This window comes from Streptococcus sp. ACS2, from assembly GCF_000525585.1.
Lineage (GTDB): Bacteria > Bacillota > Bacilli > Lactobacillales > Streptococcaceae > Streptococcus.
The window spans coordinates 170,408-191,548 of the sequence record NZ_JALT01000009.1; the positions used below are offsets into that span (position 1 = coordinate 170,408).

A 21,141-nucleotide genomic window follows, 5' to 3' on the forward strand; every position below is an offset into this window, starting at 1 on the left:
TTTGATGGCTAAAACACGAAAAATACCTTTACGCAAATCAGTTGTCTCAGGAGAAATCATTGATAAACGTGATTTGCTCCGCATCGTAAAAACTAAAGATGGTGAGATTTTCATTGATCCAACAGGAAAGAAAAATGGCCGAGGTGCTTACATTAAACTAGATAATGAAGAAGCTCTCCAAGCTAAAAAGAAACGTGCTTTTAACCATAGTTTCTCCATGGATGTTCCTGAAAGTTTTTATGATGAACTCATTGCTTATGTGGATCACAAGGTCAAAAGAAGAGAGTTAGGTCTTGAATAACACAGAAAAATTGTCAAATATGTTGGGACTAGCACAAAGAGCTGGAAAGCTTATTTCTGGCGAAGAACTTGTCATCAAGGCAGTTCAATCAGGGCAGGCGAGACTAGTTTTTCTTGCCAATGATGCTGGTAGTAACGTGACTAAAAAGACGACTGATAAATGTAACTACTATAATATAGAAGTCTCCACAGTGTTTAACGCACTGGAATTAAGCATGGCTATTGGTAAACCAAGAAAAACGGTTGCTGTAGTTGATGCTGGATTTTCAAAGAAAATGAGGACTCTTATGGACTAAAGAATAGGAGGACATCACGTGTCAAAGAAACGATTATATGAAATCGCAAAAGAGGTTGGTGTAGAAAGCAAGGTTGTTGTTGCAAAAGCTCAAGAACTAGGTCTTTCTGTGAAGAGCCATTCCTCATCAGTTGAAGAAGCTGATGCTAATCGTATCACTTCAAGTTTAAAAGAGGGAACAGCTAAGGCTGAAAGCAAGCCAGCTCCTAAAGCGACACCAACTCCTAAAGAGGAAAAGGTAGCGCCTAAGGTTGATAAGGTACCTGTTGCCAAATCAGCTCCAGCTAAAGAAATATCAAAGGCTGAAGTCAAAGAAGCCCCTGCGACTCCGAAAAAACCACAAAGCCGTAATTTTAAGGCAGAACGTGAAGCACGTGCCAAGGCAGAAGCAGAGCGTCGTCAAAACGGCGGAGGCCGTGACAACCGTAATCGTAACCGAAATCAACAAGGGAACGATCAAGGTAAACGTCAGAATAATGATCGTCGCAACCAAAATGGAAATGGTCAAGGCAACCGTAATAATGGGAACCGCGGTAACAATAGTAATCGTGACCGTAATTTCCAAGGTAAACAGCGCAATGATCAAGGTCGAAATAAACGTAACGATGCTGCCCGCAACAATCAGGCAGGTCCACGTATTGACTTTAAAGCGCGTGCAGCAGCCTTGAAAGCAGAGCAAAATGCAGAATATTCACGTCAAAGTGAAACACGCTTCCGTGAAGAAAAAGCTGCAGAGCAACGCCGTGCGAAAGAGCAAGAAAAGGCAAGAAAAGAAAAACAACAGGCTGAAGTCACTGCTCAAAAAGCAGTTGCTGAAGCTAAGCCAGCTCCCAAACCAGCACCGGTTGCTCAACCAGCTCCAGCTGCGCAAGCACAAGATACACGTCGTAAAAAGGCACGTCCAGATAAATCACGTGATAATCGTCGCGAGAATGAAGATGGACCTAAGCAAACAAGAAATAATAAGTGGAATAATCAAAACCAAGTGAGAAATCAACGAAATAGTAACTGGAATAAAAACAAAAATAAAAAAGGTAAAAATAACCGTGGTAATTCAGCTCCAAAACCAGTAACAGAGCGTAAATTCCATGAATTACCAAAAGAATTTGAATATACTGAAGGCATGACGGTTGCAGAAATCGCAAAACGTATTAAACGTGAGCCAGCTGAAATCGTTAAGAAACTCTTCATGATGGGTGTTATGGCAACTCAGAACCAATCTCTTGATGGGGATACTATTGAGTTGTTGATGGTTGACTACGGTATTGAGGCAACCAAGAAAGAAGAAGTCGATAATGCTGATATCGAACGTTTCTTTGTTGACGAAGACTACCTCAATAAAGATGCTATGGTAGAACGTGCACCAGTTGTTACTATTATGGGACACGTTGACCATGGTAAAACAACCCTTCTTGATACCCTTCGTAACTCACGTGTTGCGACTGGAGAAGCTGGTGGTATCACACAGCATATTGGTGCCTACCAAATTGAAGAGGGTGGTAAGAAAATCACCTTCCTTGATACTCCAGGACACGCGGCCTTTACATCTATGCGTGCCCGTGGTGCTTCTGTTACAGATATTACTATCTTGATTGTAGCTGCGGATGACGGTGTTATGCCACAAACTATTGAAGCCATCAACCACTCTAAGGCTGCTGGTGTTCCAATCATTGTTGCGATTAACAAGATTGATAAACCAGGTGCTAACCCAGAGCGTGTAATCGGTGAATTGGCAGAGCATGGCGTTATCTCAACAGCATGGGGTGGCGATAGCGAATTCGTTGAAATTTCAGCGAAGTTTGGTCAAAATATTGAAGAATTGCTTGAAACAGTTCTTCTTGTGGCTGAAGTGGAAGAACTTAAAGCTGACCCAACAGTTCGTGCCATCGGTACCGTTATTGAAGCGCGTTTGGATAAAGGTAAAGGTGCGGTTGCAACCCTCCTTGTTCAACAAGGTACTTTGCATGTTCAAGACCCAATCGTTGTTGGTAATACCTTCGGACGTGTCCGTGCTATGACCAATGACCTTGGTCGTCGTATTAAGACTGCAGCACCATCAACACCAGTTTCAATTACTGGTTTGAACGAAGCGCCTATGGCGGGTGACCATTTTGCCGTTTATGAAGATGAAAAAGCAGCTCGTGCAGCCGGTGAAGAACGTGCCAAACGTGCCCTTATGAAACAACGTCAACAAACACATCGTGTTAGTCTTGATAACCTTTTTGACACCCTTAAAGCCGGTGAATTGAAGACTGTTAATGTTATCATCAAGGCCGACGTACAAGGTTCTGTTGAAGCCTTGGCAGCATCACTTCTTAAGATTGATGTTGAGGGTGTTCGTGTTAATGTTGTTCACTCAGCAGTAGGTGCTATCAACGAATCTGATATTACTCTTGCGGAAGCTTCAGATGCTGTTGTTATCGGATTTAACGTTCGTCCTACACCACAAGCACGTCAACAAGCGGAAACTGATGAAGTTGAAATTCGTCTTCACAGCATCATCTACAAGGTTATCGAAGAAATCGAAGATGCCATGAAAGGGATGCTTGATCCTGAATTTGAAGAAAAAGTCATTGGTGAAGCTATTATCCGTGAAACCTTCAAAGTTTCTAAAGTCGGAACAATCGGTGGGTTCATGGTTACTAGTGGTAAAATTACTCGTGATTCAAGTGCCCGTGTGATTCGTGATGGTGTCGTTATTTTTGATGGTAAATTGGCAAGCTTGAAACACTTTAAAGATGACGTTAAAGAAGTCGGAAACGCTCAAGAGGGTGGTTTGATGATTGAAAACTATAACGATATTAAAGTTGATGACGTTATCGAAGCTTACATTATGGAAGAAATTAAACGTTAATTTTGTTAGCTTTTAAGAAAGCTTACTTAGGAGACAAAGCTAGGTCATCTGGCCTGGCTTTTGTTCCATCATAATAAGAGAGAAAGGATAAGACTATGGGAAATTCATTTCGTGTAGACCGTGTTGGTATGGAAATCAAACGTGAGGTCAATGAAATTCTTCAAAAGAAAGTTCGTGATCCACGCGTGCAAGATGTCACTATCACAGATGTACAGATGCTTGGTGATTTGTCAGCTGCTAAGATTTTTTACACCATTCATTCAACCTTGGCCTCAGATAACCAAAAAGCACAAACTGGTCTTGAAAAGGCTACTGGGACAATCAAGCGTGAACTTGGTAAAAAATTGACTATGTATAAGATTCCGGATTTGACCTTTATTAAAGATGAGTCTATCGAATACGGTAATAAAATTGATGAAATGCTTCGTAATTTGGAGCGTAAAGACTAAGAAAAAATTCCTGTCAGTTATGGCAGGAATTTTGCGTTATAATAGAATAAAAAGGAGGACTTCAATGAAAGTAACGGTCTATTTGGGTGCTAATATGGGTGACAATCCTAGCTTTAAGAAAGCAACAATTGCCTTGGGTCAGTGGATTGCTAAAAATGGGCATACCCTAGTCTATGGTGGCAGTAGGATGGGACTTATGGGAGTTCTTGGTGATACGGTTTTGGAAAATGGTGGACAGGCTCATGGCATTATGCCACAATTCCTCAAAGATAGGGAGATAGCTTATGAGGGGTTAACCTCAATGACCATAGTAGAAACTATGGCAGAACGAAAGACTGCCATGCTAGAGCAAGGAGATCTCTTTATCGCCCTTCCAGGAGGTTTAGGGACACTGGAAGAAATCTCTGAAGCTATTGCAGCTGCTCGAGTCGGTAAGTTGGACAAACCCTGTGTTTTCTTCAATCTCAATGGCTATTATGATGCTATGAAAACGATGTTAGATACCATGGTTGCTCATGATTTTTTGGAGGCTGAAACAGCAGCAAAATTCCTCTTTACAGATGATTTTTCAGAAATTGCAGCTTTTGTCCAGTCTTATGAACCACCTCAATTGAGACGTTATCGGTAACTTTATATGATAGGTTAGCTCTCTAAGTTTAAAAGGAGAGCTTTTTTGATGGAGAGACGTTAGTAATTATTTTTTTCTTTTAAATTTCAGAAAATTAACTAAAAAAACCTTAACAAAAATGGTGGATTTGTATATAATAGTGTTTGTAAATTTAATCATTTAACAAATTTTCCTCATCATCTGTGAGTAATATCCATGAATACTTAGTACCCCACTTGGTTAGGAAAACTTTGCCAATCATTTATTTTTATGGGGAATGTGGGATATAGGATGAAATGGAAGGAATGATAAGTATGTCTATTATGGTTAAACATGTGAGTTTTGATGACTATCAAAAAACACAGACAAACTATAAAGATGCCAACTTTTTACAGTCAGCTGAGATGGCTAAGCTTCAGCTAAGCCGTAATCATATCGGAGAAGTAGAGGCTCTGGTTTTTGAAAGGGATGGCCTGCGGATAGGTCAAGCCATCGTTGTCTATAGAAGAAGCTTTCGTATCTTTAGAAAAGCTCTCTTGTTTCATGGACCCTTGCTAGATTACAATTCTATAGCTGATTTGACAGACCTTCTAGAGGCCTTGATACTCTACTTAAAAAAGAAAAATATTGCATCACTTTCTATCCATCCCTATCTTACCGATTTTATTAGGAATGAAGAACTTGAAATCATTGAAGAAGAAAAGGCTGATGAGGTCTCCAAGGTATTTGAAAAATTAGGTTTTGAGCAGTATTTAGATCCAGAACAGGCTCTAGTTGTTAATCAGATGTTTGTAAAACCAATTGATACCTTTACGACTTCTGATGAGATGCTCGCAGCTTTTTCACCATCTTTGAAGCGAGATTTAAAAAAATTCACTGCTTTGCATGTCAAAGTTGAAGAACTACGTGAGGACAATCTCAATCAGTTTTATGACATCCTAGTTCGGACAGCAGAGAGAAAAGGATTTTCAGTTCATCCATTGACCTATTTCCAAGATTTGAAGAGGAACTTTGGAGAATCTGCAAAGTTTATGTTGGCTTATTTGGATTGTCCAGCTTATTTGGCTTATCTTGATGAGAATATTAAATCTTTTGAAGCTAAGATTCAGGCTTTAAAAGATGGCCCACAGAAAAAACGAACCAAGGGTCAGATTGCGGATGCCGAAGATCAGCTTAGAAGTTACTATAAACGTTTAGAGCAATTTAAGACCTACCAAGTCACTGGTGACAAATTACCTCTTTCGGCCTATCTTTTTATGGATTATGGTTCAGAAATTGTCAGCTTTTACGGTGGGAATGATGAAGCCTACCTTAATTTTGGTGGAGCAGTCCTTCTTCATTGGGAAATGCTACAATATGCTAAGTGTGAGGGAAAAGAGCGGTTTAATTTTTATGGGACAATCGAAACTGAAGCGGCAAGTGCTGGAAAAGGGAATTTTAACTTCAAGCGTCAGTTTGGTGGGCAATTAGAGACTCTTGTTGGCTCTTTTGATAAAACCCTAAATCCTTTCTATGATATTTTTAAGAAAACACTAGGTAAAGACTAGTTCCTTGTATAGAAAAAAGTCAATTGAGGTTAAATTCATTACCTCAATTGACTTTTTTTAGTTTACAAATATTTTTTAGCGACTTCAATATCGCCAGCATAGTTATCGCGTTTACCATTTACGATCTGGAAGGCATCGGCACCTTTACCGGCAATAACCACAGCGTCTTTAGAGTCTGTAGTCTCAGACATTGCTGTTTTGATTGCTTCCTCTCGATCGACAATGATACGAACCTCGCGACTGATGTGACTAGCAATTTCCTGACAGATAGCAAGAGGATCCTCCTTGTTAGGATCATCGGCTGTTAGGATGACATCAACATCAGGGTAGGTATTGAGGACATGTCCAAAGTCTTTACGACGGCTTTCACCCTTATTTCCTGGAGCCCCTAGAATTAGACTAATACGACCATCTTGATGGCTGGTTACGACTTGTAAGAGCTTATCTAGGCTATCTCCATTGTGAGCATAGTCAACAAATGTCTTAGCCCCATTAGTTTGGGTTAGAACCTCCATACGCCCTGGAACAGAGGTTTGAGCGATTCCTTCCTTGATGTCTTGAAGGCTAGCTCCGAGACGTAGGCAGGCCAGACCAGCAGCCATAGCATTGTCCTGGTTAAAGTCACCGATAAGTTGGATATCATAGTCACCGGCTAATTTCCCACTTGCCTTAAAGCTAAAACCAGAGCCATGTTTAACAGCGTTGTCGGAGTTTTTACCATAGAAGTCATGCTCTTTATCCACAACTTCCTCAGCGATAAAATCAAAGTGATCCATACCGCTATTAACAATAACAACTCGACTGTTTTCCAAGAGAAGACGCTTATGGTAGAAGTAGTCTTCAAAGGTTGGGTGTTCAATAGGCCCAATATGGTCTGGGCTGATGTTAAGAAAGACACCTACATCAAAAGTCAGTCCATAGACACGCTTAGTCAGATAGGCTTGACTTGAGACTTCCATAATCAGATGGGTCATGCCATTAGCAACAGCTTCAGCCATCATACGGAAAAGGTCCAAACTCTCAGGTGTTGTTAAGGTAGACTTGAAGAAGTTTTTTCCGTCTAGTGTCGTGTTCATGGTTGAAAGCATAGCAGGTTTATGACTTTGCTTGAGAATATTGAAGGCAAAGTAGGCTGCTGTTGTTTTCCCTTTTGTCCCAGTGAAAGCCAGCAATTTAAGCTTGTCTTGAGGGTATTGGTAGAAGGCCTGAGCAACGAGGCTCATAGCCTGCTTAATATCTGATACGATAATGGCAGGTATTCCCACTTGATAATCTTTCTCAGCCACGTAGAAACTCAAGCCAGCTTTGACAGCATTCTCTAAAAATTCAGGCTTGAAAGCAGCTCCTTTGGCAAAGAAGAGGGACGATGGTGTGACATCACGACTATCATAAGAAAGATGATCAAAAGTCACCCCAGTCCATGAATAGTAGTAGTTGTCTTGGTCGATAATATCTCTAAAATTATGGTCCTTTTTAAGAACCTCTAGAACTTGTTCAATAGTAATCATAGTTCCTATTTTAGCCTTAATGTTCTTGTTTTACAAGTCACAGCCAAAAGTTTATAATAAACTAGATTATATTTTATTCTCTAGAAAGAAAGTTATGACTGAAACTAAAACTGATACACAGCAGCAGCAGATGCTAAGAGGGACGGCATGGATGACAGCATCCAATATTATCAGTCGTCTATTGGGGGCACTCTACATTATTCCTTGGTATGCTTGGATGGGTAAACAAGGTGACCAAGCCAATGCCCTTTTTGGTCAAGGGTATAATATTTATGCTCTTTTCCTCTTGATTTCAACAGCAGGTATTCCAGTCGCAATTGCCAAACAGGTGTCTAAATACAACACACTTGGAAAGATGGAGACGAGTTTCTTCTTACTCAAGCGTATCTTGTATTACATGATTGGTCTCGGACTTATCTTTGGCGTTTTCATGTACTTTGCTTCGCCGTGGATGTCTTACCTTTCTGGGGGAGACGAGGATCTGGTTCGCGTCATGCGTAGTCTTTCTTGGGCAGTTGTTATTTTCCCATCGATGTCTGTTTTACGAGGCTTTTTCCAAGGCTTTAACAACATGAAACCTTATGCCTTGAGTCAGATTGCGGAACAGATTATCCGTGTTATTTGGATGCTGTTGGCGACCTTCTTCATCATGAAAATTGGGACAGGCGATTATGTGACAGCAGTTGTCCAATCGACTTTTGCCGCTTTTATCGGTATGTTGGCTAGTTATGGGGTGCTTTTCTTCTACCTTTGGAAGGAGGGTAAACTCAAGAGTCTTTTTGGCAAGCAGGCTGTTCATCCGGATATCAATCCAACTGCAATTGTTATTGAAACCTTTAAGGAAGCCATTCCTTTCATTATTACTGGGTCAGCAGTTCAACTTTTCCAGTTGATTGACCAATGGACCTTTATCCGTACTATGGAGAAGTTTACAAGCTATAGCAACAGTCAGCTTCAGGTTCTCTATGCTTACTTGTCTTCAAACCCAAGTAAGATTACTATGATTTTGATTGCTGTAGCTATCTCCATTGCTGGGGTTGGGATTCCACTCTTGACTGAAAATATGGTTAAGAAGGATCTTAGGGGAGCAGCTAAACTGATTATTAATAACTTACAGTTGCTTTTGCTCTTTATTGTTCCTGCCATTGTAGGATCAGTGATTTTAGCTAAACCACTTTATACAGTCTTTTATGGTGCGCCAGATAGTCAGGCCCACTTGCTCTTTGTAGCCAGTCTGATTCAAGTTATTTTCTTGGCCTTGTATAGCGTTTTAGCACCAATGCTTCAGGCAATCTTTGAAACCCGCAAAGCTATCAACTATTTTGCGATTGGGGTTTTAGTTAAGGCTATTCTACAGCTGCCATTGATTATTTTCTTAGGAGCCCTTGGCCCGGTTATTTCAACAGCCATCGGTTTAGGTGTTCCAATTGCTCTCATGTATAATCACCTCCACACTGTTACGCACTTTAGTCGTAAGACAGTGTTTAGAAAAGCCTTGCTCATCTGTATCCTTACGGTACTCATGGCTATTCCAGTTGCGATCTTCTATTGGTTGTTCCAGTTTGTATTGTCACCAACAAGCCGTATGGGTAGTGTGATTTACTTGGTCATTGGAGGAGGCCTTGGAATCGGTGTCTACGGCGTTCTTGCTCTTGTAACTCGTATGGCTGACCAACTACTTGGTGCCCGAGCTGCTAGTCTGCGTGCTAAATTACATATTAAATAAAATCTAAACCAAGTCATGTGGCTTGGTTTTTTTCTTTTCAACCTTTTCTGAAAAAGGAGTATAATAGGGGTGAAAAAATGAAATCGTTTTAATGATTTAGAATCGAGGAAAGGATTATGGTTGATTCTAGACAAGAACATATAAAATTAGGGACCTATCCTCCCGAACAAGTTTACCAAGTCTTGCAGACAAGCCCTCAGGGTTTGAGCTCACAAGAGGTTAAGGAGAGGCAGGCGACGTATGGCCCTAACCAATTGAAGGAAAGTAAGAAGGAGCCTATTTGGCTGACCTTTTTCAGACATTTTACTAGTCTTATGGCACTCTTATTGTGGGGTGGTGGCTTTATCGCCATGCTTTCTCATAGTTTAGAGTTGGGGATTGCAATTTGGTTGGTCAACATTATTAATGGTCTCTTTAGCTTTATTCAAGAATATAGGGCGAGTCAGGCTACGGCAGCTCTTAATAAGCTTCTTCCATCCTATGCGCGAGTTCTTCGTGATGGTAAGGAGGATAAGATTCTAGCTCAGGACTTGGTGCCAGGTGACTTGGTTTTCATTGAAGAAGGAGACCGTATTTCTGCAGATGGACGCTTGGTCGCTGTGACAGATTTGCAGGTTAACCAGTCTGCCCTCACTGGTGAGTCTAATCCTATTTATAAGTCAGATCAAGCAGATTTGACTCCCGACAAGACTGAGTTAGAGTATGACAATATGGTATTTGCAGGGACTACTGTCTCTTCTGGTTCTGGACATTTTATAGTATCTGCTATCGGGATGAAAACTGAGTTTGGACAGATTGCGGATTTGACACAGAATCTTGCTCAGGAAAAGAGTCCCCTTCAGAAAGAATTAGACCATTTGACTAAACAGATTTCAGTTATTGCGGTGTCTGTAGGTCTCTTCTTTATGGTGGCAGCGACTCTATTTGTCCATCAGCCTTTGTCTCAAGCCTTTATTTTTGCATTGGGGATGATTGTGGCCTTTATTCCTGAAGGACTTCTTCCCACAGTTACTCTATCTTTAGCCATGGCCGTTCAGCGCATGGCTAAGGACCATGCTTTGGTTAAGAAACTGTCTTCGGTTGAGACGTTGGGAGCAACTTCTGTTATTTGTTCGGATAAAACAGGGACTTTGACGCAAAATGCCATGACGGTTAACCATCTGTGGACTTTGTCAGACAGTTATGAGGTAACTGGGCTAGGTTATGCATCAGAAGGACAGATTGAGCAGGAAGGACGACCTATTTCTCTTGAAGACAATGAGCTTCTTAATCGTTTGGTACGATTCTCTCATTTGGCTAGTAATGCTCAAGTTGTGGCCCCTAGTGCTGATAATCCCAATTTTACAATTTTAGGTGATCCAACTGAGGCTTGTCTTAATGTTCTCGCCGAAAAAGCAGGAATTAATTTAAATGACAATCATACTTGGGCCCCTCGCCTCAAGGAAATCCCCTTTGATTCTGATCGTAAACGGATGACAACAGTGCATAAGCTTGAGTTAGGATTAGATGGCAGTCAGCATATTTCTATCACCAAAGGTGCTCCGAAAGAAGTGATGGAGCTTTGCTCAGACTATTATGATAATCAAGGAATGATTAAATCATTGACAGCTACTGAGCGTCAGGCTATCCTTGCGGCCAACGACCAGTTTGCCCGAGACGGTTTACGTGTTTTAGCTGTGGCCTATAGACCTTTAGACAGTGAGCATATTGGAGAAGACAAATGGGACATGCAGACCTTGGAGGACAATATGGTCTTTCTAGGCTTGGTTGCCATGAGTGATCCGCCACGTCAGGGTGTGCGTGAAGCCATTGAAAAATGCCATAGAGCTAGTATTCGTATTATCATGGTGACAGGTGATTATGGTTTGACAGCTCTTAGCATTGCTAAGAAAATCGGAATTGTACAAGGAGACGATGCGCGTGTTGTTTCAGGCCTTGAACTAGCTGGTATGGATGACAATCAGCTTAAAGAAGCTCTTAAAGGCGAAATCGTTTTTGCTCGTGTGGCTCCTGAACAAAAATACCGTGTGGTCAATGCCCTTCAAGAGCTTGGTGAAGTTGTCGCTGTTACTGGTGATGGTGTTAATGACGCCCCTGCCCTTAAAAAAGCTGATATCGGTGTAGCTATGGGGGTATCAGGAACTGATGTTGCCAAGGAATCTGCAGATATGATCTTAACAGATGATCATTTTGCTTCTATTGTTCATGCTGTCGAAGAAGGTCGTGCAGTTTATAGAAATATTCAAAAATTCCTGACTTATATTTTTAATTCCAACACGCCAGAAGCCGTACCCTCTGCTTTCTTCTTGTTCTCTTTGGGACGCATACCTCTTCCCTTAACGGTTATGCAAATCCTAGCTATTGACTTGGGGACAGATATGGTACCTGCTTTGGGATTGGGGGTTGAACCACCTGAAGAGGGCGTTATGGATAGACCGCCAAGACGTCTTTCAGATCGCTTGCTCAATCGACAATTATTGATTAAAGCTTTTGTCTGGTATGGACTGATTGAAGCAGCCTTAGCTATGGGGGCTTTCTTCCTTAATTATTGGGTTAATCAAGGTAATTTAAACCATTTGGCCAGCTCAGGTCCTCTTTATCGAGAGGCAACCACTATGACCTTAGGTGCTATTATCTTTACCCAAATTGGTATGGCTATGAATAGTCGTAAAGGTAGAGGGTCTATATTCCAAGTTAATCCATTTGCTAATCGTATTATTAGCTTAGGGATTGTTTTAGAAATTGTCCTCTTTATCCTCCTGTCTTACGTGCCTTTCTTCCACACGTTATTTAACACTGCACCTATTGGACTTGATGATTGGCTCTATTTACTTGCTTGTCCGTTTGTTATTATGGCTTTGGAAGAAATCAGATATCGCTTATTTGATAAAAAGTAAGTCAGTGGCATACCTTAGATTGAAGCAAGACTTTTAAATCATTTCTTAGCGCCTGAAACGATAATGTTTCAGGCACTTTTTGATGCTTGAAAACCTACTTTCGAAAATCTCAAAAATTGGGCTTATTTTAAATTAGAGTCAGTATCTATCTGTCTTTTTAGGTTATAGAAATAAACTATAACTAACTATCAAGAATCCGTATGATGAACTTACCATTATTTTCAGAAAATAGTGATAAAATAGAGGTCATAGATATGGAGCATATCCACTTTACCATGTAGAAAGGGCACATTATGACACAAGAATATCAATTAGAAACCGTTTTGGCACACGCAGGAATCAATTCGGATGAAGCAACAGGAGCCTTGGCTTCACCAATTCATTTTTCAACAACTTACCAACATCCAGAATTTGGCCATTCTACTGGTTTTGACTATACACGAACTAAAAATCCAACACGCGCAACAGTGGAAAAAACACTTGCAGCTATTGAAAAAGCAGATTATGCTATTGCGACAAGTTCAGGGATGAGCGCCATTGTTTTGGCCTTTGAAATTTTCCCAGTAGGCAGTAAGGTTGTAGCTGCACGTGACCTTTACGGAGGTTCTTTCCGTTGGTTTAATGACAAGGAAAAAGAAGGGCGTTTCTTTTTTGAATACACTAATACAGAAGACGAGATGATTGCGGCTATTACAGAAGATACCGATATTGTCTACATCGAAACACCGACAAACCCACTTATGATTGAGTTTGATATTGAAAAAGTGGCCAAAATTGCTCATGACAAGGGTGCGGTGGTGATTGTTGATAATACTTTCTATAGCCCAATCTATCAAACCCCGATTACTCAAGGTGCTGACATCGTTGTACATTCAGCTACTAAATATCTATCAGGGCATAATGATGTTTTGGCTGGTGTTGTTGTGACCAGCAACCAAGAATTCTACGATAAACTTTATTATAACCTCAATACTACTGGTCCTACCTTGTCACCATTTGATAGCTATATGCTCATGCGTGGTCTTAAAACCTTAAAACTTCGAATGGAGGCATCGACAGCCAATGCTCAAGAAGTTGTAGCTTTCTTAGAAAAGTCACCAGCTGTTAAGGAAGTCCTCTATCCAGGCAAGGGTGGTATGATTTCCTTCAAAGTGGCTAATCAAGACAAGATTCCTACCATTATCAATTCTCTAAAGGTCTTTACCTTTGCGGAGAGTCTAGGTGGTGTCGAAAGCTTGATTACCTACCCAACGACACAAACCCACGCAGATATTCCAGGTGATGTGCGTGCTTCCTATGGTTTGACAGACGACTTGCTTCGTCTTTCAATTGGTATTGAAGCAGCACAAGATTTGATTGCTGACTTGGAAAATGCCCTTAGTCTTTAAGGAGTTATCTATGACACGTTATGATTTTACAACACAACCAAATCGCTTGGATCAAAATACCATGAAATGGCACGAAGCCGAAAGTAATCCAGAACTACTTGAGCTTTGGGTTGCTGATATGGACTTCCTACCTGTTCCTGAGATTAGGGATGCAGTTATCAACTATGCTGAGACACATATTTTTGGTTATCCTTATCCAAGTGAAGAGCTTTATCAGTCCATCATTAATTGGGAAAAAAATCAACACGGTTACGTCGTTGATAAAGAGAGTATTGTTCTCATTGAAGGTGTTGTTCCAGCTATTTCAACGGCTATTCAAGCCTTTACCAAAGAAGGTGATGCTGTTCTCATCAACACACCAGTTTATCCACCTTTTGCTCGTTCTGTCCGCTTGAATAATCGTCGGTTGATTGAAAATAGTCTTGTTAAGGTTAATGGCCATTTCGAAATTGATTTTGAACAATTGGAACGTGATATCGTCGAGAATGATGTTAAACTTTATGTTTTCTGTAGCCCACATAACCCGGGTGGGCGTGTCTGGACTAAAGAAGAATTGACTAAGGTGGCAGATTTGTGCCAGAAACATGGTGTCCTCTTGGTATCTGATGAAATCCACCAAGACTTAGCTCTATATGGAAATAAGCACATCTCTATGAATACCATTTCAGATGCTTACAAGGACTTTACCTTGGTGCTTAGTTCGGCTACTAAAACCTTTAATATTGCTGGTACCAAAAACAGTTTTACTATCATTGAAAATGAAGACTTACGTAAAGCCTTTAAACAAAAGCAATTGGCAAATAATCAACATGAAATTCCAACCATTGGTTTGATTACAACCCAAGCAGCTCTGACCTATGGGCAACCTTGGTTAGAGGAATTGAAAACTGTCTTTGAAACTAATATTGACCTTTTAACCAAGGAACTTAGTGAAAAGACTAATATCAAGGTCATGAAACCTGAGGGAACTTACTTGGTATGGCTTGATTTTTCAGCCTATGATCAAGACCATAATGAGCTTGGACGTTTGCTTAAAGAAGAAGCCAAGGTAGTGCTAAATGACGGTATTACTTTTGGTTCTGAAGGAGAAAAACATTTCCGCTTTAACGTAGCTACGCCAACTACAGTTGTTGCAGAAGGAGTTAAACGTCTCGTTTCTGTCTTTGGAAAATAATAAAAGTGATGCGAACAGCATCACTTTTATTATTGTTATGAGTGTACATCGTAGATTTTCAAGTTTAATAGAAGATCTTTCTGAGTGGAGAAGACCTTGACATCCTGCCTGCCAGAGGTATTAAATCTGGCTAGAGTGTAGGTTTGACCATTGGGGAAGAAAATTTCCAAGCTACGATTATCTGTAATAAGCGTTATAGTGATATTATCAGTTTCCTTATAGTGACTGTCAGCTTTATAACCTTGACCGTTACCCAAGAGACCATCGTAATAGTAAGAAGAGGCAGTTTGACTACCATCCATGCTGTTATTCAGTTCAGCAGCATAGGCAGAGACCTGATAGGTACCACTTGTTATTTGGTAGGCGATTTTAACGTAATCAGAGCCTTGCCAGATATCAATGTAGATATAGCCTCCTTCTTTCTTAATATTTGAAAAATGCAGTTGGTAATACCCCGCACTATTTTTTTCAGCAAGGTCAAGAAGGCCATTAGCATTCTGATTGTGACTTTTATCAATCCAAGGTTTTCTATTGTCACTGGTGAGTGGCCTTTGACTCGAAATGTTGCCGTTTTGATTTTTGAGGGTTAATTGTTCATTTTTATAGAGGGGAGCGGACTGAATAATACCGTCCTTATCCAGTTGTAGCTGTCTGGGTGTAGCGTAAAAACCGATAGTTTTTAGAAAATCACTCTTGGCCTCTTGGTCACTGTGAATGCCTGACGTGAAGTAGTTCCAATTACCAACCCAGCCAAGACTGATAAGGTTATGATTGCTTTCTTCGATTCGATTGCTTCCAGTGAAGTTAGCGCCATAATAGTCTGAGCCTTGATCTAAGCGTTTTGTTCCTGTATCTGCAATAAATAAGCCGTTACCATCTAAATGCCCTACAGTATAGTAGGTTCCAGTTGTTTCGCCTGAAGCTGTATCCTTAGCTCCAAAAAAGAGAACTTGCTTGTCCTGACCGTCAGTTGTTGTCATTGTTTTGAGAACGGGACACTCGATAGGAGCATTGTCCTGCCAGTTACGCCCCTTAAAAAATGTTTCAGGTAGGATTTTGGAGTCTCCCTTGCTATCTGCTTTGGTCCAGTTGATACCATCTTGAGATTGATAAACACCTAAGGCGTTACCTTCAGCGACATACATGAGTAATTTGTCTTTGAAGTGGAAGACATAAGGATCGCGGAAATCTTTACCGTTATAGGATTGTTCCTTTGTCAATAAAGGTTTACCATCTTTTAGGGAATTAGTAAAGCTAGCTCCCTTGTCATTTGATGCACTAGCATAGATTGCCTGGCTTCCATCATCCATGAGTCCAGTAAAATAGGCGACAGGTTCTTCGTTTTGGATACCAGAAATCCCCTGACTATCTGTGACTACACTACCTGTCCAAGCAGAATGCCACCCCTCTTTAGGGTCACCACCCTTTGCTGGTATAGCAGTCTCTTGTTTACTATAGGTGATAAAATCTTTAGTCGTTGTATGTGTCCAATCTTGACCGTTGGGTCCAAAAGGGTCAGTAGCCCCATCCACAGAGTGTAGAAAATAGATATCATAGTAATTTTTTTCTTGATTCCACACGATAGTCTGTAGGTCGTTAGACCATCCTTTATGAGATGCTAGATGAAAGGTTTGACTCACAGAAACCTTATTTGTTTTTTGGGAAGGATTGTTAGCGTTCTCATTTTTTATTATAAAAACAAAAAATAAAATTAAAAAAACGAGAGCTAAAATTAGAGGTGAATATTTTGATTCCATATAGTGATATTTCCTGATAAAATTACTTATTTTGTAGTTATTATTTTAACAAAAAAATAGTTTTTTACAAAAAATATCAATTTGTCATTAAAAAAAGATTGGAATTTAGATTAAAAAATGATAGAATAAAACATGTAAAAACCTAAAAGGAGAGTTTTATATGGATAGTACAGTTAATTCACAGTCAAATACAGTAGCACCAAAGCAAGCAGAGTGCAAAAAGATGCGTTATAGCATCCGTAAGGTTGCCGCAGTAGGGGCAACATCAGCACTTGTTGGTACCTTGGCATTTTTAGGTGCCACTCAGGTAAAAGCTGATCAAGTTACAGAAACAGCACCAGCTGTAGCTACTGCGACAGCAACACCAGAAACAAGCACAGCATCTCTAACGGTAGCCAGTGAAACAGCAACAAGTGTGGCAACTTCAGAAGCAGTTGAATCTTCAGTTGCACATTCAGAGGTTACAACTACACCAGTTACAGAGACACAACCAAGCAACACAACTCCATCAGTAGTCGAAGAAAAGGCGTCTAGCACAGTAGTGACATCTTCATCAGATGCAACAACACCTTCATCAACAGTTGCTGCGGTTTCTGCTCCAGCTCATACATCAGAGGCTGCAGTAGAAGCACCAACTTCAACAGCAAGCTCAGAAACAGCTGATACACATACTGAAGTAGCCCTTAAACCTACTGAAAACAGCGCTGCTAATGCAAACCTTAGCAAACTTAACGGTCGTATCAAGTCTATTGTTGAAGATAATATGACCTCAGATCAAATCGTTGCCTTGACTGAGGAAGAAATTAAAGCACTTAATAAAGTTGACTTTAGCGATGATGCTATCAAGGGTACAGGTACTAGCTTGACTTACCGTAACTTGAAAGATATCGTTGCTAGCTTCTTGAAGCAAGACAGCAAATTGGCAGTTCCTTACTTTAAAGCAGATACAATCATCAATATGCCTGCTTTCAACACTGTTGATGCCCAAACGATGAAAAAAGAAGAAATCGACGTTTGGGATTCTTGGCCAGTCCAAGATGCTGAGTCAGGTGTAGTAAGCAACTGGAACGGTTATCAGTTGGTTATCTCAATGGCCGGTGCACCAAATAAAAACTCAAACCACATTTACTTGCTCTATAGTAAATACGGAGATAATGACTTTACGCATTGGAAAAATGCGGGTCCAATCTTTGGTTATAATGCCCTTGAAGATGACCAACAATGGTCAGGTTCAGCGACGGTAAACTCTGACGGTAGTATCCAACTTTACTACACTAAGAATGATACTAGTGGCGGTAAATTGAACTGGCAACAATTGGCTAGTGCTACACTTAACCTAGCTGTTGAAAACGACGAAGTTGTTATTAAGTCAGTTGAAAATGACCACATTCTCTTTGGTGGGGATAACTATCATTATCAAAGTTATCCAAAATTCATGAGTACTTTCAACGATGACCACAACCACGATGGAAATCCAGACCGTACAGATAACTACTGTCTTCGTGACCCACACATCATTGAAGATAACGGTAGCCGCTACCTTATTTTCGAATCAAATACAGGTGACGAAAACTACCAAGGCGAAAAACAAATCTACAACTGGTCAAACTATGGAGGAGATGACGCCTTTAACCTTAAGTCATTCCTCAATATTGTCAATAATAAACACCTTTATAACCTTGCTTCATGGGCAAATGGTTCTATTGGTATCTTGAAACTTGACGACAATGAGAAAAATCCATCTGTAGCTGAACTTTACACACCACTTGTTACTAGCCACTTGGTTACTGATGAAGTAGAACGTCCAAGTGTTGTTAAGATGGGTAACAAGTATTACCTCTTCACTGCTTCACGTATCAATAAATCTACGGATGCTGAAGGTACTGTAGCAGCGCGTGAAGCTGTCGGTGATGACGTTGTCATGCTCGGATTCGTATCAGATAGCCTCCGTGGAGAATATCGTCCACTTAATGGCTCAGGTGTGGTTTTGACAGCCTCTGTACCAGCTGACTGGCGTACATCTACCTATTCTTACTATGCGGTTCCTGTTGAAGGCTCATCAGATACTCTTTTGGTAACTTCTTACATGACTAACCGTGGTGGAATTGCCGGTGCTGAGAATAAATCAACGTGGGCTCCAAGCTTCCTTATCAAGATGAATGCAGATGATACTACAGAAGTTCTTCCTAAGATGACCAACCAAGGGGACTGGATTTGGGATAAATCTAGTGAAAGCTTGGTACACGTAGGCGATCAAAACAGTGCTAAATTGCCAAACGAGGACTTTAATGTAGATTATTATGCGGTATCGGGTTATGGTCTTAAACCACATACTTATCCTACAGTTGATGGTTCAACAGGCGTTTCTGAAGCTCACGGTGTCTTGACTGTAACTGTTAAAGATGGTAAAGACAAGAAGGCAGATAAGCCAGAAACACCAGTAAGTCCAACAGAAGGTAATCATTCTGTTGATGATAAGTCTAACAAACCAGATACACCTTCTAAACCAGCAGACAATAATCAACCATCAACTAATAAAGAAGATAAACCAGCAACGCCGACGAATCCAGATTCTCCAGTTCGTAATCCGTTCCCTTATTTCACAGATCGCCCATCTAATGATAATAATTCATCAGATGATCATCATGTAGAGGTTCCTGCGAAACCTTCAACAGAGGGTTCTGTGGGTGACCGTCGTCCAGTAGCTCAAGCTACAGAGATTGCGTCACCAGTACCAGAGGCTATTGTAGCAACTGGACCAACTGTTTCAACGACTCCTGTTAAAGAAGAGTCTGTCACTGAAACAGAAGCTCCAAAACCAGCGAAGTCTGAAGAGGAAGTTCAGTCTCACGGAGTCGCTAAAGCTGATGAAGTAACTAAGTCTGATGAGTCAAGTAAAGACAACAATACTAAAGTTGCTGCCAAACTTGCTACGACTCCTAAGACACCAAGTGATTCAGAAGGTTCAAAGAGCAACATTCTTTCAATCTTGGCGACTATCTTTGCAGCAATTGCAAGTCTAGCTCTTCTTGGCTATGGTTTGGTCACAGGAAAGATTCATTTGCCTAAAAAATAATCCTTTTCAAAAACGTTTGCAGTAAAGCAAGCGTTTTTTTTGCCTTTTTGATATAATGGAGTGAGTATAAAGCAAAGGAAGAAACTATTATGGGTAAATTTCAAGTTATTTCACATCCACTGATTCAACATAAACTTTCAATCCTCCGTCGTGAGGATACTTCTACTAAGGACTTCCGTGAGCTAGTTAATGAAATTGCTATGCTCATGGGTTACGAAGTGTCTCGTGACCTTCCTCTCGAAGAGGTTGAAATTCAAACACCAATTACCAAAACTGTACAAAAACAACTTTCTGGTAAGAAATTGGCGATTGTTCCAATTCTTCGTGCGGGTATTGGTATGGTCGATGGTTTCCTTAGCCTTGTACCAGCAGCTAAAGTTGGTCATATTGGTATGTATCGTGACGAGGAAACTCTTGAGCCGGTTGAGTACTTGGTTAAATTACCAGAAGACATTGATCAACGTCAGATTTTTGTAGTAGACCCTATGCTTGCGACTGGTGGTTCAGCAATCTTGGCAGTAGACTCACTTAAAAAACGTGGTGCAGCTAATATCAAGTTTGTTTGCTTAGTTGCAGCACCAGAAGGTGTCAAAAAATTGCAAGATGCTCACCCAGATATCGATATCTACACAGCATCTTTGGATGAGAAACTTAATGAAAACGGTTATATTGTTCCAGGTCTTGGAGATGCAGGTGACCGTCTCTTTGGTACAAAATAAGTTGAAAAGGGAAAATTTCCCTTTTTTTACTAGATTAATAAGTTTTAAGTGAGATTGGTTTAGGGAATTTTAGCACTCTTTCAGAAAGAGTGCTAAGAATGATGTTTTTTATTTGACCTAATTTGACTAAAATCATATAATAGCATCAAGACAATATTAAAAGGAGGATTCATATGATTCCTGTAGTAATTGAACAAACATCACGCGGTGAGCGTTCTTATGATATTTACTCACGTTTGCTCAAGGATCGTATCATCATGTTAACAGGTCCTGTTGAAGATAATATGGCAAACTCAATTATCGCCCAACTCTTGTTCTTGGATGCTCAAGACAATACAAAAGATATCTATCTTTATGTTAATACACCAGGTGGATCCGTTTCGGCAGGTCTTGCCATTGTTGATACAATGAACTTCATCAAGTCTGATGTTCAGACTATCGTTATGGGGATGGCAGCATCTATGGGAACAATTATCGCTTCAAGCGGTACAAAAGGTAAACGTTTCATGTTGCCGAATGCAGAGTACATGATTCACCAACCAATGGGTGGTACTGGTGGCGGTACGCAACAAACAGACATGGCTATCGCAGCTGAACACTTGCTCAAGACACGTAATAACTTGGAGCAAATCTTAGCAGATAATTCTGGACAACCAATTGAAAAGGTTCATGTAGACGCTGAACGTGACAATTGGATGAGTGCTCAAGAAACGCTTGAATATGGTTTCATCGATGAAATCATGGCTAATAACCAATTAAAATAAACTGAGCTTGTCTTAAATAAAAGTCAGATGCAAATCGGTTGTATAAGGACCGTTTCATCTGGCTTTTTGTGTTATAATAG

The 21,141-nt window shown here is 40.4% G+C and carries 15 protein-coding genes; 13 read left to right on the top strand and 2 right to left on the bottom strand.

Translation table 11 applies throughout. From position 1 onward, the window contains the following. The first annotated feature begins 4 nt into the window (after positions 1 to 4). The 6 genes from rnpM to HMPREF1517_RS01120 all read left to right on the top strand — a co-directional run bounded on the left by rnpM (position 5) and on the right by HMPREF1517_RS01120 (position 6,052). Positions 5 to 301 carry an RNase P modulator RnpM gene (gene rnpM, locus HMPREF1517_RS01095; RefSeq protein ID WP_002883779.1) on the top strand — a complete coding sequence of 99 codons (297 nt, stop codon included), beginning with the start codon at positions 5 to 7 and terminating at the stop codon, positions 299 to 301. Continuing rightward, positions 294 to 596, top strand: a complete 303-nt coding sequence (locus HMPREF1517_RS01100; RefSeq protein ID WP_002883776.1) for a YlxQ-related RNA-binding protein — start codon at positions 294 to 296, stop codon at positions 594 to 596. The genes rnpM and HMPREF1517_RS01100 overlap by 8 nt, the downstream gene beginning before the upstream one ends. Positions 597 to 614: 18 nt before the next feature. Next, entirely contained in the window at positions 615 to 3,449 is a 2,835-nt protein-coding gene (gene infB, locus HMPREF1517_RS01105; RefSeq protein WP_037599038.1) for a translation initiation factor IF-2, read from the top strand. A gap of 95 nt (positions 3,450 to 3,544) precedes the next feature. Beyond that, positions 3,545 to 3,898 carry a 30S ribosome-binding factor RbfA gene (gene rbfA / locus HMPREF1517_RS01110; protein WP_002883798.1) on the top strand — a complete coding sequence of 118 codons (354 nt, stop codon included), beginning with the start codon at positions 3,545 to 3,547 and terminating at the stop codon, positions 3,896 to 3,898. 64 nt (positions 3,899 to 3,962) lie between these two features. After that, positions 3,963 to 4,526 (top strand): TIGR00730 family Rossman fold protein, encoded by a 564-nt coding sequence (locus HMPREF1517_RS01115; RefSeq protein ID WP_014633913.1) that lies wholly within the window; start codon positions 3,963 to 3,965, stop codon positions 4,524 to 4,526. 293 nt (positions 4,527 to 4,819) lie between these two features. After that, complete coding sequence (locus tag HMPREF1517_RS01120; protein ID WP_037599039.1) at positions 4,820 to 6,052, top strand: lipid II:glycine glycyltransferase FemX; 1,233 nt, start codon at positions 4,820 to 4,822, stop codon at positions 6,050 to 6,052. Positions 6,053 to 6,114: 62 nt separating this feature from the next. Here the strand turns inward: HMPREF1517_RS01120 and HMPREF1517_RS01125 are convergent, their stop codons facing one another. Continuing rightward, entirely contained in the window at positions 6,115 to 7,560 is a 1,446-nt protein-coding gene (locus tag HMPREF1517_RS01125) for a UDP-N-acetylmuramoyl-L-alanyl-D-glutamate--L-lysine ligase (protein WP_021143575.1), read from the bottom strand. 94 nt (positions 7,561 to 7,654) lie between these two features. On the opposite strand from HMPREF1517_RS01125, the gene HMPREF1517_RS01130 reads away from it, so the two are divergent. From HMPREF1517_RS01130 to HMPREF1517_RS01145, 4 genes are all read left to right on the top strand, one after another. Continuing rightward, the gene (locus HMPREF1517_RS01130; protein ID WP_014633916.1) at positions 7,655 to 9,286 is read left to right on the top strand and encodes a putative polysaccharide biosynthesis protein; all 1,632 of its coding nucleotides are present in this window, start codon (positions 7,655 to 7,657) and stop codon (positions 9,284 to 9,286) included. A 116-nt stretch (positions 9,287 to 9,402) separates the two neighbouring features. Next, positions 9,403 to 12,183 carry a cation-translocating P-type ATPase gene (locus HMPREF1517_RS01135; RefSeq protein ID WP_037599040.1) on the top strand — a complete coding sequence of 927 codons (2,781 nt, stop codon included), beginning with the start codon at positions 9,403 to 9,405 and terminating at the stop codon, positions 12,181 to 12,183. A gap of 293 nt (positions 12,184 to 12,476) precedes the next feature. Continuing rightward, positions 12,477 to 13,571 carry a cystathionine gamma-synthase gene (locus tag HMPREF1517_RS01140; protein ID WP_037599041.1) on the top strand — a complete coding sequence of 365 codons (1,095 nt, stop codon included), beginning with the start codon at positions 12,477 to 12,479 and terminating at the stop codon, positions 13,569 to 13,571. A 10-nt stretch (positions 13,572 to 13,581) separates the two neighbouring features. Beyond that, positions 13,582 to 14,745 carry a MalY/PatB family protein gene (locus HMPREF1517_RS01145; protein WP_021151464.1) on the top strand — a complete coding sequence of 388 codons (1,164 nt, stop codon included), beginning with the start codon at positions 13,582 to 13,584 and terminating at the stop codon, positions 14,743 to 14,745. Positions 14,746 to 14,780: 35 nt separating this feature from the next. On the opposite strand, the gene HMPREF1517_RS01150 is transcribed toward HMPREF1517_RS01145, so the two are convergent. Beyond that, positions 14,781 to 16,502, bottom strand: coding sequence for a glycoside hydrolase family 32 protein (locus HMPREF1517_RS01150; protein WP_037599042.1), 1,722 nt, complete (start codon positions 16,500 to 16,502; stop codon positions 14,781 to 14,783). Between the two features lie 160 nt (positions 16,503 to 16,662). Here HMPREF1517_RS01150 and HMPREF1517_RS01155 point away from each other — a divergent pair, with 160 nt between their 5' ends. From HMPREF1517_RS01155 to HMPREF1517_RS01165, 3 genes are all read left to right on the top strand, one after another. Further along, complete coding sequence (locus tag HMPREF1517_RS01155) at positions 16,663 to 19,578, top strand: glycoside hydrolase family 68 protein (RefSeq protein ID WP_037599043.1); 2,916 nt, start codon at positions 16,663 to 16,665, stop codon at positions 19,576 to 19,578. A gap of 89 nt (positions 19,579 to 19,667) precedes the next feature. After that, positions 19,668 to 20,297: a uracil phosphoribosyltransferase gene (gene upp / locus HMPREF1517_RS01160; protein WP_002883819.1), complete on the top strand. Its 630-nt coding sequence runs from the start codon at positions 19,668 to 19,670 to the stop codon at positions 20,295 to 20,297. A 173-nt stretch (positions 20,298 to 20,470) separates the two neighbouring features. Beyond that, positions 20,471 to 21,061, top strand: a complete 591-nt coding sequence (locus tag HMPREF1517_RS01165) for an ATP-dependent Clp protease proteolytic subunit (protein WP_002883818.1) — start codon at positions 20,471 to 20,473, stop codon at positions 21,059 to 21,061. Positions 21,062 to 21,141 lie beyond the last annotated feature (80 nt).

Excerpts from the sequence above, each read along its gene's own strand:
- rnpM (WP_002883779.1), top strand. The coding sequence starts at position 5 with ATGGCTAAAACACGAAAAATACCTTTACGCAAATCAGTTGTCTCAGGA.
- rbfA (WP_002883798.1), top strand. The coding sequence starts at position 3,545 with ATGGGAAATTCATTTCGTGTAGACCGTGTTGGTATGGAAATCAAACGT.
- HMPREF1517_RS01115 (WP_014633913.1), top strand. The coding sequence starts at position 3,963 with ATGAAAGTAACGGTCTATTTGGGTGCTAATATGGGTGACAATCCTAGC.
- HMPREF1517_RS01120 (WP_037599039.1), top strand. The coding sequence starts at position 4,820 with ATGTCTATTATGGTTAAACATGTGAGTTTTGATGACTATCAAAAAACA.
- HMPREF1517_RS01125 (WP_021143575.1), bottom strand. The coding sequence starts at position 7,560 with ATGATTACTATTGAACAAGTTCTAGAGGTTCTTAAAAAGGACCATAAT.
- HMPREF1517_RS01130 (WP_014633916.1), top strand. The coding sequence starts at position 7,655 with ATGACTGAAACTAAAACTGATACACAGCAGCAGCAGATGCTAAGAGGG.
- HMPREF1517_RS01135 (WP_037599040.1), top strand. The coding sequence starts at position 9,403 with ATGGTTGATTCTAGACAAGAACATATAAAATTAGGGACCTATCCTCCC.
- HMPREF1517_RS01140 (WP_037599041.1), top strand. The coding sequence starts at position 12,477 with ATGACACAAGAATATCAATTAGAAACCGTTTTGGCACACGCAGGAATC.
- HMPREF1517_RS01145 (WP_021151464.1), top strand. The coding sequence starts at position 13,582 with ATGACACGTTATGATTTTACAACACAACCAAATCGCTTGGATCAAAAT.
- HMPREF1517_RS01150 (WP_037599042.1), bottom strand. The coding sequence starts at position 16,502 with ATGGAATCAAAATATTCACCTCTAATTTTAGCTCTCGTTTTTTTAATT.
- HMPREF1517_RS01155 (WP_037599043.1), top strand. The coding sequence starts at position 16,663 with ATGGATAGTACAGTTAATTCACAGTCAAATACAGTAGCACCAAAGCAA.
- upp (WP_002883819.1), top strand. The coding sequence starts at position 19,668 with ATGGGTAAATTTCAAGTTATTTCACATCCACTGATTCAACATAAACTT.
- HMPREF1517_RS01165 (WP_002883818.1), top strand. The coding sequence starts at position 20,471 with ATGATTCCTGTAGTAATTGAACAAACATCACGCGGTGAGCGTTCTTAT.